At 64.5% G+C, this 12,848-nt stretch carries 13 protein-coding genes; 10 read left to right on the top strand and 3 right to left on the bottom strand.

Annotated elements, in window-relative coordinates; all coding sequences use genetic code 11:
• Positions 1-8 precede the first annotated feature (8 nt).
• The 6 genes from dapF (at position 9) to C7I36_RS14890 (ending at position 5,891) form a co-directional block, all read left to right on the top strand.
• Entirely contained in the window at positions 9-836 is an 828-nt protein-coding gene (dapF, locus tag C7I36_RS14915; protein ID WP_342749492.1) for a diaminopimelate epimerase, read from the top strand.
• Positions 833-1,516, top strand: a complete 684-nt coding sequence (locus C7I36_RS14910) for a DUF484 family protein (RefSeq protein WP_106454487.1) — start codon at positions 833-835, stop codon at positions 1,514-1,516. The genes dapF and C7I36_RS14910 overlap by 4 nt, the downstream gene beginning before the upstream one ends.
• Positions 1,503-2,441: a tyrosine recombinase XerC gene (gene xerC, locus C7I36_RS14905; protein ID WP_106454486.1), complete on the top strand. Its 939-nt coding sequence runs from the start codon at positions 1,503-1,505 to the stop codon at positions 2,439-2,441. Before C7I36_RS14910 ends, xerC begins: the two co-directional genes overlap by 14 nt.
• 74 nt (positions 2,442-2,515) lie before the next feature.
• Positions 2,516-3,223, top strand: a complete 708-nt coding sequence (locus C7I36_RS14900) for an HAD-IA family hydrolase (RefSeq protein WP_106454485.1) — start codon at positions 2,516-2,518, stop codon at positions 3,221-3,223.
• 192 nt (positions 3,224-3,415) lie between these two features.
• Entirely contained in the window at positions 3,416-5,584 is a 2,169-nt protein-coding gene (uvrD, locus tag C7I36_RS14895; protein WP_106454484.1) for a DNA helicase II, read from the top strand.
• A 73-nt stretch (positions 5,585-5,657) separates the two neighbouring features.
• Positions 5,658-5,891: a DUF2492 family protein gene (locus C7I36_RS14890; RefSeq protein WP_106454483.1), complete on the top strand. Its 234-nt coding sequence runs from the start codon at positions 5,658-5,660 to the stop codon at positions 5,889-5,891.
• A gap of 24 nt (positions 5,892-5,915) precedes the next feature.
• Here the strand turns inward: C7I36_RS14890 and rarD are convergent, their stop codons facing one another.
• Positions 5,916-6,836, bottom strand: a complete 921-nt coding sequence (gene rarD / locus C7I36_RS14885) for an EamA family transporter RarD (RefSeq protein ID WP_106454509.1) — start codon at positions 6,834-6,836, stop codon at positions 5,916-5,918.
• A gap of 158 nt (positions 6,837-6,994) precedes the next feature.
• Between rarD and recQ the strand changes: the two genes are divergently transcribed.
• A complete protein-coding gene (gene recQ, locus C7I36_RS14880; RefSeq protein WP_106454482.1) occupies positions 6,995-8,821 on the top strand; it encodes a DNA helicase RecQ in 1,827 nt (608 codons plus the stop codon).
• Positions 8,822-8,866: 45 nt separating this feature from the next.
• On the opposite strand, the gene C7I36_RS14875 is transcribed toward recQ, so the two are convergent.
• A complete protein-coding gene (locus C7I36_RS14875) occupies positions 8,867-9,166 on the bottom strand; it encodes a c-type cytochrome (RefSeq protein ID WP_106454481.1) in 300 nt (99 codons plus the stop codon).
• A gap of 120 nt (positions 9,167-9,286) precedes the next feature.
• Here C7I36_RS14875 and C7I36_RS14870 point away from each other — a divergent pair, with 120 nt between their 5' ends.
• From C7I36_RS14870 to C7I36_RS14860, 3 genes are all read left to right on the top strand, one after another.
• Positions 9,287-10,720 carry a protein adenylyltransferase SelO gene (locus C7I36_RS14870; protein ID WP_106454480.1) on the top strand — a complete coding sequence of 478 codons (1,434 nt, stop codon included), beginning with the start codon at positions 9,287-9,289 and terminating at the stop codon, positions 10,718-10,720.
• A gap of 2 nt (positions 10,721-10,722) precedes the next feature.
• Positions 10,723-10,989 carry a DUF3630 family protein gene (locus C7I36_RS14865; RefSeq protein ID WP_106454479.1) on the top strand — a complete coding sequence of 89 codons (267 nt, stop codon included), beginning with the start codon at positions 10,723-10,725 and terminating at the stop codon, positions 10,987-10,989.
• Between the two features lie 276 nt (positions 10,990-11,265).
• Complete coding sequence (locus tag C7I36_RS14860) at positions 11,266-11,928, top strand: 7-cyano-7-deazaguanine/7-aminomethyl-7-deazaguanine transporter (RefSeq protein WP_106454478.1); 663 nt, start codon at positions 11,266-11,268, stop codon at positions 11,926-11,928.
• 160 nt (positions 11,929-12,088) lie between these two features.
• Here the strand turns inward: C7I36_RS14860 and elbB are convergent, their stop codons facing one another.
• On the bottom strand, positions 12,089-12,736 hold the full coding sequence (gene elbB / locus C7I36_RS14855; protein ID WP_106454477.1) for an isoprenoid biosynthesis glyoxalase ElbB: 648 nt from the start codon (positions 12,734-12,736) through the stop codon (positions 12,089-12,091).
• Between the last annotated feature and the right edge of the window lie 112 nt (positions 12,737-12,848).

The following is a 12,848-nucleotide window of genomic DNA, read 5'->3' as shown; positions in this document are numbered from 1 at the left end:
AGGTAAGCGTGATCCACTTTTCCAAAATGCAGGGGCTCGGCAACGACTTTATGGTGGTCGATGGCGTCACCCAGAAGGTGTTCTTCAATCCCGAGGTGATCCGCCAGCTCGCCGATCGCCATTTCGGCATCGGCTTCGACCAGCTGCTGCTGGTGGAGCCGCCCTATGATCCCGAGCTCGATTTCCACTACCGCATCTTCAACGCCGACGGCTCCGAGGTGGAGCAGTGCGGCAACGGCGCCCGTTGCTTTGCCCGTTTCGTGCGGCTCAAGGGGCTGACCAACAAGGACAGGATCAACGTCAGTACCCAGAAGGGCCATATCGTGCTGCAGCTCGAAAAGGACAACCAGGTCACCGTCAATATGGGGGTGCCCGACTTCGAGCCGGCCAATATTCCGTTCAAGGCCCAGAAGGCGGAAAAAACCTACCTTATCCGCGCCCGGGAGCAGACGGTGCTGTGCGGCGCCGTGTCCATGGGCAATCCCCATTGCGTGCTGGAAGTGGACGACATCGGCACCGAGCTGGTGGCCAGCCTGGGCCCCGAGCTGGAAAGCCATGAGCGCTTCCCGGCCCGGGTCAACGTCGGCTTTATGCAGGTGCTCAACGCCCGGGAGATCAACCTGCGGGTGCACGAGCGCGGCGCCGGCGAGACCCTGGCCTGCGGCACCGGTGCCTGCGCGGCGGCGGTGATGGGCATGAGCTGGGGCAAACTGGCGGAGCGGGTGCAGGTGCACCTGCCCGGCGGCAGCCTCACCATCGCCTGGAAGGGGCCGGGCAAGCCGGTATTTATGACCGGTCCTGCGGAACACGTCTTCGACGGACAGATCAACCTATGACCGACAACACCCGACTGGTCGAAGCCGGGCTGGATGAAAGCCGTATCGCCGATTATCTGGCTGCCCGGCCGGATTTCTTCCTGCGCCACCGGGGCCTGCTCGAGCAGTTGCGCCTGCCCCACGAGCAGCGGGGCAGCGTGTCGCTGGTGGAAGCCAAGCTGGAGCGCCAGCGCCAGCGCATTCATGCCCTGGAGGAGGAAATCACCCAGCTGATGACGGTGGCCGGGGAGAACGAGCGCATCTTCCGGGTGTACCTGGATCTTTATCCTCGCCTGTTTGAAAGCGGCACCCTGGCCGAGATTGAGCAGGTGGTGGAACGCACCCTGCGGGAGCAGCTGCGGGTGTCGGCGGTGCGGCTGGTGCCGGATGGCCGCTGGCGCAACCTGCCCCGGGCCCTTCCCGGCGAGCAGCTGGAGCGGCTGTATCGGGAGCGGATGGCGGGCCAGGATGTCTACCTGGGCCGGCTCGGCAAGGACGAGAAGCAGCGGCTGTTCGGCGATGCCCTGGTCAACTCCTGCGCCCTGATCCGCCTGGGCCGGGAGGGGGAGATGGGACTGCTGGCCTTCGGCAGCGCCGACAGCGGCCACTACCGTTCGGGTATGGACACTCTCATCATCCGCCAGCTCGCCGACTTCCTCGCCCTGTTGCTGCCCCGGCTGGCGACCGATGGCCAGGCCTGAGCCAGCCCGGCCGGCCGCGCCTGAGCTGGCCGAGGCCATCGCCGACTTCCTCGAATACCTGCGGGTGGAGCGCCAGCTGAGCGCCCACACCCGTAACGGCTATGGCCGCCACCTGCGCGCCATGGCCGGCCAGTTGGCCGAGCTGCACCTTGGCCAGTGGCGGGCACTGACCGTGTCCCATGTGCGTGGTCTGGCTACCCGCCTGCACAAGCAGGGGCTGTCGCCCCGCTCCATCGCCACCCAGCTCAGCGCCCTGCGCAGCTTCTGCGACTGGCTCGTTTTGCAGGGCCTCTTGTCCGCCAATCCCGCCAAGGGAATCAGCGCCCCCAAGCAGGGCCGGCCCCTGCCCAAGAACCTGGACGTGGACGAGTTGCACCAGCTGATGAACCTCGACGAGTCCGACCCCCTGGCGGTGCGGGACAGGGCCATCATGGAGTTGCTGTATTCCTCCGGCCTGCGCCTGGACGAGCTGGTCGGCCTGAACCTGGGCGATGTGCAGTTTGCCGAGCGCCAGCTGCGGGTGATCGGCAAGGGCAACAAGGAGCGCATCCTGCCGGTGGGGCGGATGGCGCTGGACTGGCTGGAGAAGTGGCTGACGGTGCGCAATGAGCTGGCCGGGCCGGACGAGCCGGCGCTGTTCGTGAGCCAGCAGCGCCGGCGCATTTCCCATCGCAGCGTGCAGCTGCGCCTGGCCAAACGCGGACAACAGCAGGCGCTGTCGAGCCATGTGCATCCCCACAAACTGCGTCATTCCTTCGCCACCCATATGCTGGAGTCCAGCGGCGATCTGCGCGCGGTGCAGGAGCTGCTGGGCCATGCGGATCTCGCCACCACCCAGATCTATACCCATCTCGACTTCCAGCACCTGGCCAAGGCCTACGACCAGGCCCACCCCAGGGCCAAACGGCGCAAGGAAGAGGAATAGCCGCCCCAATTTCCAGGACTCGTCCCCGGTTTTTTGGTTAGAATCCCCTCACTGCCCTTTACCCGGAATCCAGGATGCGCTTTTACAAACGACTCGGCCCCGTCAAGGTACTCAGCTTCGATCTGGACGACACCCTGTACGACAACGTGCCGGTGATGGCGGCGGCGGAAGCCTGGCTGCTCGACGCCCTGAAGCAGGATCACCCCGAGTCGACCCTGCTCGGCAAGGAGCAACTGGCCGCGATCAAGCGGCAACTGCTGCAGGAAAACCCCGCACTGGCCCATGATGTGAGCGCCTGCCGGCGGGCGGTGCTGACCGAGGGCCTGCGCCGCCAGGGGGTGACCGGGGCCCGGGCCGGCCTGCTGGCCGAGGAATATTACCAGGGCTTTCTGGCCGAGCGTGGCCGCATCCGGGTGCCCGAGGTCACTCACCGCGTGCTGTCGGCATTGGGCAAGAAATACCGGCTGGCGGTGATCACCAACGGCAACCTGCCGCTGGAGCGCACCGAACTGGCGCCCTATTTCGAGGTGGTACTCAGGGCCGGACCCGACGGCCGGATGAAGCCGGCACCGGATCTGTTTAACCGGCTGGCGGAGCGGGCTGACGTGAGCCTTTCCGAGATCCTGCATATCGGCGACCATATCAACACCGATGTGGCCGGCGCCGTACGCAGTGGCTGCCAGGCGGTGTGGCTCAACGACAACGGCCGCAGCGAAGCGGATCTGCATTGTCTGCCCCAGGTGGCCCTGGAGCGGTTGGAGCAGCTGCTGGAGCTGTTATAATCGCCGACATATCGTAATGCCGGTCAGCCTCTGTGCTATCGGAACAGAGGGTGGCCACGCCAACACGCAGCAAGTACTTCCCTGTATGCTCGACGATGGCGTCCATGCCATCGACGGTTGGCTTAGTCCATCCTCTGTCCCTCTCTGACTGTTCGGTGTTGCACTCGATGAGAGAACGAGACAGGAGCCAAGATGGATGTATCCAGCCTGCTTGACGGCATGAACGACAAGCAACGCGAGGCGGTGGCCGCCCCTTCCCAGAACATGCTGGTGCTGGCCGGGGCCGGCAGCGGCAAGACCCGGGTGCTGGTGCATCGCATCGCCTGGCTGATGCAGGTGGAGCAGGTGCCGGCCTCCGCCATACTGGCGGTGACCTTCACCAACAAGGCGGCCGCCGAGATGCGCGGCCGGGTGGAGCAGCTGCTGGGCGGGCGCCTGTTCGGGCTCTGGCTCGGCACCTTCCACGGCCTGGCCCACCGGCTGCTGCGCGCCCACCACCTGGACGCCAACCTGCCCCAGGATTTCCAGATCCTCGATTCGGATGATCAACTGCGGCTGCTGCGCCGCATCCTCAAGAGCCTGAACCTGGACGAAAAACAATGGCCGCCGCGCCAGGCCGCCGGCTTTATCAACGCCCGCAAGGACGAAGGCCTGCGCCCGGGCGACATCCAGGTGCTCAACGACCCGCTGCAGAAGACCTACCGCCAGATCTACCAGGTCTACCAGGACACTTGCGACCGGGCCGGGCTGGTGGACTTCGCCGAGCTGCTGCTGCGGGCCCACGAACTGTGGCTGCACAAGCCGCACATATTGCGGCACTACCAGGACCGCTTCCGCCATATCCTGGTGGACGAGTTCCAGGACACCAACAGCATCCAGTACGCCTGGCTGCGGATGCTGGCCGGCGACAAGGCCCGGGTGATGATAGTGGGCGACGACGACCAGTCCATCTACGGCTGGCGCGGGGCCCGGGTAGAGAACATCGCCCGCTTCCTGGCCGACTTTCCCGGCGCCGAGACCGTCCGCCTGGAGCAGAATTACCGCTCCACCGGCACCATCCTCAAGGCCGCCAATACCCTGATCGCCAACAACGCCGAGCGCATGGGCAAGGAGCTGTGGACCGAGGGCGCCGAGGGCGAGCCCATCGCCGTGTACAGCGCCTTCAACGAGGTGGACGAGGCCCGCTTCGTGGTGGAGCGCATCAAGCAGTGGCGCCAGCAGGACGGCGCCCTGAGTGAAAGCGCCATCCTCTACCGTAACAACGCCCAGTCGCGGGTGCTGGAAGAGGCGTTGATCCAGGAGCGCCTGCCTTACCGCATCTACGGCGGCCTGCGCTTCTTCGAGCGCCAGGAGATCAAGGACGCCCTCGGCTACCTGCGCCTCATCAACAACAGGGGCGACGAGGCCTCCTTCGAGCGCATCGTCAACACCCCCACCCGGGGCATCGGCGAGCGCACCCTGGGGTTGATCCGCGACGCCGCCCGGGACCGGCAGCAGACCCTGTGGCAGTCGGCCTGGGCGCTGGTGGAGGAAAAAATCCTCACCGGCCGGGCCGCCTCGGCGATGAGCCGCTTCCTGGCGCTGATCAACCAGCTGGAGGACGACACCCGGGAGCTGCCGCTGCACCTGCAGACCGACCGGGTGATCGAGCTGTCCGGGCTCAAGGCCATGTACCTGGCGGAAAAGGGCGAGAAGGCCCAGTCCCGGGTGGAGAACCTGGAGGAGCTGGTCAGTGCCACCCGCCAGTTCAGTCCGGCGGAGGAGGACGAGATGTCGCCGCTGTCGGCCTTTCTGTCCCATGCCGCGCTGGAGGCGGGCGAGGGCCAGGCGGATCAGTTCGACGATGCGGTGCAACTGATGACGCTGCACTCGGCCAAGGGCCTGGAGTTCCCGCTGGTGTTCATGGTGGGGGTGGAGGAGGGCATGTTCCCCAGCCAGTTGTCGGCGGAGGAGAGCCGCCGGCTGGAGGAGGAGCGCCGGCTGGCCTACGTGGGCATGACCCGGGCCATGCACAAGCTCTACATCAGCCATGCGGAGAGCCGCCGCCTCTACGGCCGGGAGATGTTCCACCGGCCCAGCCGCTTCATCAAGGAGCTGCCCGCCGACTGCCTGGAGGAGATCCGGCTCAAGGCGAAAATCACCCGGGCCCTGCCCAACGGCCGCTTCAGCCAGGACCGGGTGCAGGAGACCTTCGACCAGACCGGCTTCCGCCTGGGCCAGCGGGTGCTACATCCCAAGTTCGGCGAGGGGGTGGTGCTCAACTTCGAGGGCGCCGGCGCCCAGAGCCGGGTGCAGGTCAACTTCGACGACGGCGGCGCCAAGTGGCTGGTGACCGCCTACGCCAGGCTGGAAGCGCTCTGAGTTTGATGTCGATCAGGCCGGGAAACAGGCGGCCGTGCTACAACTGCGCCGCTTGTTCAATCCGGAGACTGAAATGACTCACGCCCACGATTTTCTGCATGCCTTGTTGTCCCATGCCCGGCCGGTGCCCGCCGCCGATATCCATGCCTTCGCGGCCGAACGCTTCGGCGAGGCGGCCCGTTTCTGCACCTGCTCCCACCAGGATCTGAGCCTGGACGAACTGCTGCCCATCATGCAGGCCAAGGGCAAGCTGGTGCTGACCGAGCAGGGCTGGCAGTTCAACTTCGCCGCCATGGCCGGGCACTAAGCGGCCGGGGCCCTTTTCCTTGCGCTATTTCAACGATCCGGGGCCGCCACTGCTGGGTAAGGCATTGCGTCGCCGCTGGCGCAGGCCGTCCAGGGTGTAGATCACCAGGGCGGTCCAGATCAGGGCGAAGGTAATCACCTTGTCCTGGGTGAAGGGCTCGTTGTAGAGCAGGACCGCCAGCAGGAACATCAGGCTGGGCCCGAGGTACTGGAAAAAACCGAGGGTGGACAGCCTAAGGCGCCGGGCGGCGCCGGCGAACAGCAGCAGCGGGGCCGTGGTGACCAGGCCTGCGGCAATCAGCCAGAGGTTGAGGCTGAGCGGGTTGTCGCCCAGGTGGCTGGTGGCGGTGTCGGCAAAGCCCCACAGGTAAAGGGCGGCGGCGGGCAGCAGTACCAGGGTTTCCAGCATCAGGCCGGTAAAGGGATCCACCGGCACCTTTTTGCGGATCAGCCCATAGAGCCCGAAGGACAGTGCCAGCACCAGCGCCACCCAGGGCAGGCTGCCGAACACCAGCACCTGGATGAGCACGCCGGTACTGGCCAGCCCCACCGCCAGCCATTGTACCGGCCGAAAGCGTTCGCCCAAAAACAGCATGGCCAGCACAATATTGAACAGCGGGTTGATGTAGTAGCCCAGGCTGGCATCCAGCATATGGTCGTTGTTCACCGCCCAGATGAATACCAGCCAGTTGAGGCCGATGGTGACCGACGACAACAGCAACAGCAGCAACTGGCGCGGCGCGCGCAGCAGGGCCCTGACCCTGGGCCAGTAACCGAGCACGGTAATCAGCGCCAGCAGCAACAGGAAGGACCAGATCACCCTGTGGGTGAGGATCTCGAAGGCCGGCACCGCCAGCAGCTGCTTGAAGTAGATAGGGGCTATGCCCCACAGGAAATAGGCGCCGAGGGCAAACAGGGCGCCCTGAACGGCCTGGTCTTTTTCCATGGTCAGAAATCGGGTGAGAGGGATGGAAAGCCAGTTTAGCCAGATCCCCGACCGGCTGGCCAGCAGCAAATGTCACTTTGTGGGCCCTGGGGCGGCGCGGTTTATTGTTGCGCCCCCCTGCTTTACAATGCCCCTTCGTTTTTGCCCGGCCGACCGAGATGAATCCGTATACCGAAGAGACCGATGCCGTCCCCATCCCCGACACCCCGCTGGCGGTACTGCAGCAGGTGTTCGGCTACCAGTCCTTCCGTGACGGCCAGCAGGAGATTATCGAGGCGGTGATCGCCGGGCGCGATGCCCTGGTGATCAAGCCCACCGGCGGCGGCAAGTCGCTGTGCTACCAGATCCCGGCCCTGCTGCGCCCCGGCCTCACCGTGGTGGTGTCGCCGCTGATCTCGCTGATGAAGGATCAGGTGGATACCCTGGTCGCCAACGGCGTGGCCGCCGTCTATATCAACAGTGCGCTGAGCCGGGAGGAGATGCTGCGCCACTTCGCCGCCCTGCGCCGGGGCGAGATCAAGCTGCTCTATGTATCGCCGGAGCGGCTGCTGCAGCACGAATTCATGGAGCGGCTGGGGGAGCTGGAGCTGGGGCTGTTCGCCATCGACGAGGCCCACTGCATCTCCCAGTGGGGCCACGACTTTCGGCCCGAGTACGCCGAACTGGGCCGGCTCAAGCAGTGGTTTCCCCATATTCCGGTGATGGCGCTCACCGCCACCGCCGACGAGGCCACCCGCCAGGACATGCTGGGCCGGCTCAATCTGACCGATCCGCTCATCCATATCGCCAGCTTCGACCGACCCAATATCCGCTATACCCTGGTGGAAAAATTCAAGGGCATCGACCAGCTGCTGCGCTACGTAGCGGAACAACCGGGGCAGTGCGGCATCGTCTACTGCTCCAGCCGCAAGCGGGTAGAGGAGGTGGCCGAGCGGCTGCTGTCCCGGGGGCACAGGGCCGCCAGCTACCATGCCGGCCTGCCGCTGGAACTGCGCCAGTCGGTGCAGGAACGCTTTATCCGCGACGATCTGGACATAGTGGTGGCCACCGTCGCCTTTGGCATGGGCATCGACAAGCCCAACGTGCGCTTTGTGGTGCACTACGACATTCCCAAGAATATCGAGTCCTACTACCAGGAAACCGGCCGGGGCGGGCGCGACGGCCTGCCCTCGGAAGCCCTGCTGCTGTACGATCCGGCGGACGTGGGCCGGGTACGGCGACTGCTGGAAAACAGCGACAACGAGCAGCAGTTGCAGGTGGAGCTGTACAAGCTCAACGTGATGGCGGCCTTTGCCGAATCCCTCACCTGCCGCCGGCAGGTGCTGCTCAACTACTTCGGCGAGTACCAGCGCGAGCCCTGCGGCAACTGCGATATCTGCCTGGATCCGCCCAAGCGTTACGACGGGACCGAGGATGCCCGCAAGGCGCTGTCCTGCGTCTACCGGGTCGGCCAGGGCTTCGGCGTCATGTATGTGGTGGAGGTACTGCGCGGCGCGGCCACCCAGCGCATCCGCGATCATGGCCACGACCGGCTGTCCACCTACGGTATCGGCAAGGACAAGAGCCAGGAGCACTGGGTCAGCGTGATCCGCCAGTTGATCCACTCGGGCCTGCTCACCCAGAACATTACCCGCAACATGGTGCTGCAACTGACCGAGGCGGCCCGGCCTGTGCTGCGTGGCGAAGTGGCCCTGGAGCTGGCGGAACCCCGGTTGGTACGGGTGCGTCAAAAGGACAAGGGCGAGGCGGTGCTGAGCCGGGCCGAGGACAGGGCCCTGTTCAAGGAACTCAGGCAACTGCGCAAGCAGCTGGCGGAAGAAGCGGACGTGCCACCCTATGTGGTGTTCAGTGATGCCACCCTCACCGAGCTGGCCCGCTACCGGCCAAAAACCGAGTCGGAGCTGCTGGGGATAAACGGGGTGGGCATGCGCAAGCTGGAGCGCTTCGGGGCGGCCTTTCTGGCGCTGTTGCGCCGGCAGGGCTGACGGCCGGGCGCCAGGGTCCGCCCGGATGCGGACCCTGAAGGGAGATTATAGGCTGGCGTAGTAGGCGGCCAGATCTTCCATGTCCTGGTCGGACAGCGGCATGGCCATGGGCGCCATGATAGGGTCGTTGCGCTCGCCGGCCTTGAAGGCCTTCAGTTGCTTGACGGTGTAGGCGGCTTTCTGGCCGGCCAGGTTGGGGTAGATGTCCATGGCGGAAACCCCTTCGGCACCGTGGCAGGCGGCGCAAACGGCAGACTTGGCCTTGCCCGCTTCCGCATCGCCGGCGGCAAAGGCAGGAGCACTGATCAACGCCATTACGGCGGCAGCTGTCATCAATTTTTTCATCGTTGAACTCCGTTATTGTTAGATGGACGAATTGCTTCCGAGCTCCTTTACTGAGCCGGAGCAGTATAAGGTAAGGAATGGTGAAAAATAAAACCAAGTCGACGGCCGCGGGGTGAAAATGTGATATTAAACAATTTATATGCAACTTTTGACTGGGCCGGCCGAAGGGTCGACCCAACACCGCTGCAAGAGCCGCATCTGTTGCTGGTCAACCATGCCCTGGCCGAGTCGCTGGGCATGGCCTTGTCCGACCGCCAATGGTGCGATCTGACCAGCGGCAGCCGGTTGTTGCCCGGTATGGAGCCTTTCGCCCAGGTTTATGCCGGCCATCAGTTCGGCGGTTTCAGTCCGCGCCTGGGCGACGGCCGCGCCCTGCTGCTGGGCGAGGTGGTGGCCCCCGATGGCCGACGCTGGGATCTGCACCTCAAGGGCGCCGGCAAGACCCCTTATTCCCGCTTCGGCGACGGCCGTGCCGTGCTGCGTTCCTCCCTGCGCGAGTACCTGGCCTCCGAGGCCCTGCATCACCTGGGCATCCCCACCACCCGGGCGCTGTGCCTGGTGGGGAGCCGGGAGCCGGTGTATCGGGAACAGGTGGAGCCGGGGGCCGCCGTGTTGCGCGCGGCCCAGAGCCACCTGCGCTTCGGCCATTTCGAATATTTCTACTACAGCGGCGAGGCGGAGCACATTCCCGCCCTGCTCGACTACCTGATCCAGACCCAGTGGCCGGAGCTGAGCCAGGACCAGGCCGGTTACGCCGCCCTGTTCGAGCGGGTGGTGCAGCGTACCGCCGAGCTGATTGCCCGGTGGCAGGCGGTGGGCTTTTGCCACGGGGTGATGAACACCGACAATATGTCGATGCTGGGGCTGACCCTGGACTATGGCCCCTACGGCTTTCTCGACGCCTATGATCCCGGCCATATCTGCAATCACTCGGATCACGGCGGCCGCTATGCCTATGACCAGCAACCGGCGGTGGGCCTGTGGAACCTGCAGCGGCTGGCCCAGGCGTTGTCCGGGGTGATCGAGCTGGAGTCCTTGCAGCAGGCCCTGGGCCAGTACGAACACCGGCTGATGTCGACCTATTCCGAACTGATGCGACAGAAACTGGGGCTGGAAGCCTGGGAAGAAGAGGATCCGGCGCTGTTCCGGGACATGTTCACCCTGATGGCGGCTCAGCGGGTCGATTACAGCTGCTGGTTCCGCCGGCTGGCGCTGCTGGCGCCGGCAGGGCCGGTACCCGAATCGCTGCTCGCCCTGCTGAGCGACGCCGGCGCCTGGACCGGCTGGTTTGGCCGCTACCAGGCCCGGCTGGCCCGGGAAGGCCGGGACCACGGCGACAAGGTTGCGCAGATGAACGCGGTCAACCCCAAGTACGTGCTGCGCAACCACCTGGCCCAGCAGGCCATCGAGCGGGCCGGGCAGGGCGACATGGGCGAAGCCGACAGGCTGCTGATGGTGCTGGCTCAACCCTTCGACGAACAGCCTGAATTCGATGATTACGCCGCCCCGGCCCCCGATTGGGCCGGACAAATTTGTGTTTCCTGCAGCTCCTGATCATGAAGACATTGACCACCGACATTAGCCTGACCATGGAAAACTTTCCCGCCTGGGCCGAGCGCCTGGTGCGGGAGCTGGAGCTCGACCTTGTCGAGCGGGAGGAGGGCGCCGACTACCACCAGTGGCTGGTGACCTTTGAAGGCAGCCGGCTGCTGCTGTGCTTTCAGCACTACGTGGACGCCGTCTGGCTGCAGCCGCTGGGCGAGCAGGACCAGGAGGCGGCCGGCTGGCTGACGGCGCAGTGGAACCGGGGCCTTTCCCGTTAGGGGCTGTTTACGTTTGCAGTCATCGACCAAAGGCGTATCAGAGCCGCCTGATTTTTAAACTGCTCGGTGCTCTAGCAAAGATAGGCCGCAGATTTTTAGTGCCATTTTTATCTTCGCATGAAGACAAATTTCCCGCCAGCGATTAAAATGGCGCCGCTTCGCATTCCGGTGCTTAAAAACAAGGCGGTTGTCAATTTACGGCGCGGCCTTATACTGCGGCCTGTCCAGCCCGCACCGGGATGGGTTCCCTAACCCCATTGAACAAAAAGGTGAAACGTGATTTCTCCCGCTCAATACCGGACGGCGCTGATCCGGCTGTCGCTGTTCCATATAGCCATTATCGCCGCCAGCAACTACCTGGTGCAGCTGCCATTTACCCTGTTCGGCTTCCATACCACCTGGGGCGCGCTCAGCTTTCCCTTTATTTACCTGGCCACGGATCTGACGGTGCGCATCTTTGGCGCCGGCATGGCCCGGCGCATCATCTTCCATGTGATGCTGCCGGCCCTGGCCACCTCCTATGTGCTGTCGGTGCTGTTCTTCGAGGCCCGTTACCAGGGACTGGCGGCCCTGGCCGAGTTCAACCTGTTCGTGGCCCGTATCGCCCTGGCCAGCTTTATGGCCTATGTGCTGGGCCAGATCATGGACGTGTCGGTGTTCAACCGGCTGCGCCGGATCAAGGCCTGGTGGGTGGCGCCCACCGGCTCCACCATTTTCGGCAACCTGGTGGATACCCTGGCCTTTTTCAGCCTGGCTTTTTACCGCTCGCCGGATCCCTTTATGGCGGAGCACTGGGTGGAGATCGCCCTGGTCGACTACCTGTTCAAGCTGGTGTTCAGCCTGGCCCTGTTTGTACCGGCCTACGGCCTGCTGCTCAAGTACCTGAGCAGCAAGTTCACCGGCGAGCCGGACTGGGCGCTGTCGGTGCAGGAAAAATAAAATTCGGGGTTGCAATCATAAATGATAACGATTATCGTTAACTTGCTTTCCGGGAATGACTTCCACTTCTTCTAGGTGTAGGTGAAGACAGCTTGCGAAGGCACGACATTGCTCACATTGCTTCCAGAGTTTTCAGGCCGGCGTCATGCCGGCCCTTTTTTTACATTTCCAGCAGTCGTTTCACCAGCTTGCCGATGCCGGTATCGGCCTCGGCGATGTTCCCGGCCAGCATGTAGGCGGGGGTGGAGATTACCTTGTAGTGGCTGTCTTCCACCACGTCGGTCACGGCACAGCCGATGTGGTCGCCGCCCATGGCGCTGAAGGCCCCGGCCGTGCCCGGATCCGTGCCTATGGTGCCCTTGACCCCGGCCGGGTAGACCCGGGGGATCAGGACGGGAGCGATGCAGCAGTAGCCGGCGGGTTTGCGGGCGGTGGCGAAGGCCTTGCAGGCGGCCAGCACCTGAGGATCGACGCTGGCGTCGGCACCCTTGAAGGCGAAGTCGCACAGGTTCTTGGCGACACCGAAGCCGCCGGGCAGCAGCAGGGCGTCGAAGTCGTCGGCCTTCAGCTCCGCCAGGGGCTTGATTTCACCCCGGGCGATACGCGCGGCCTCTTCCAGTACATTGCGGCTGCCGGCCTGTTCCTCGCCGGTGAGGTGGTTTACCACATGGTGCTGGGGCTTGTCGGGGGCGAAGCACTGGTAGCGGGCACCGGCGCGTGACAGGTGCAGCAGGCAGAGCACGGCCTCGTGGACTTCGGCGCCGTCGTAGACGCCGCAGCCGCCCAAAATGACGGCAACTTTTTTCATCGGGCTTCTCCTCGTCGAGTTGCAGAATTTGTGATCCCGCACCGGGTGAAGCGGCCAGGCTGTGCTAGCATTAATGCCGCTCCTGCGGTGCGGGATCCCTTCCCTTATTTGA

The organism is Zobellella taiwanensis, assembly GCF_003012795.1.
In the GTDB taxonomy this organism is placed as follows: Bacteria; Pseudomonadota; Gammaproteobacteria; order Enterobacterales; family Aeromonadaceae; genus Oceanimonas; species Oceanimonas taiwanensis.
The sequence above is the reverse complement of the archived record's forward strand: the minus strand, read 5'-3'. Positions and strand labels throughout refer to the sequence as shown.

Coding starts and splice junctions, on each gene's coding strand:
- C7I36_RS14910 (WP_106454487.1), top strand. CDS start 833: ATGACCGACAACACCCGACTGGTCGAAGCCGGGCTGGATGAAAGCCGT.
- xerC (WP_106454486.1), top strand. CDS start 1,503: ATGGCCAGGCCTGAGCCAGCCCGGCCGGCCGCGCCTGAGCTGGCCGAG.
- C7I36_RS14900 (WP_106454485.1), top strand. CDS start 2,516: ATGCGCTTTTACAAACGACTCGGCCCCGTCAAGGTACTCAGCTTCGAT.
- uvrD (WP_106454484.1), top strand. CDS start 3,416: ATGGATGTATCCAGCCTGCTTGACGGCATGAACGACAAGCAACGCGAG.
- C7I36_RS14890 (WP_106454483.1), top strand. CDS start 5,658: ATGACTCACGCCCACGATTTTCTGCATGCCTTGTTGTCCCATGCCCGG.
- rarD (WP_106454509.1), bottom strand. CDS start 6,836: ATGGAAAAAGACCAGGCCGTTCAGGGCGCCCTGTTTGCCCTCGGCGCC.
- recQ (WP_106454482.1), top strand. CDS start 6,995: ATGAATCCGTATACCGAAGAGACCGATGCCGTCCCCATCCCCGACACC.
- C7I36_RS14875 (WP_106454481.1), bottom strand. CDS start 9,166: ATGAAAAAATTGATGACAGCTGCCGCCGTAATGGCGTTGATCAGTGCT.
- C7I36_RS14865 (WP_106454479.1), top strand. CDS start 10,723: ATGAAGACATTGACCACCGACATTAGCCTGACCATGGAAAACTTTCCC.
- elbB (WP_106454477.1), bottom strand. CDS start 12,736: ATGAAAAAAGTTGCCGTCATTTTGGGCGGCTGCGGCGTCTACGACGGC.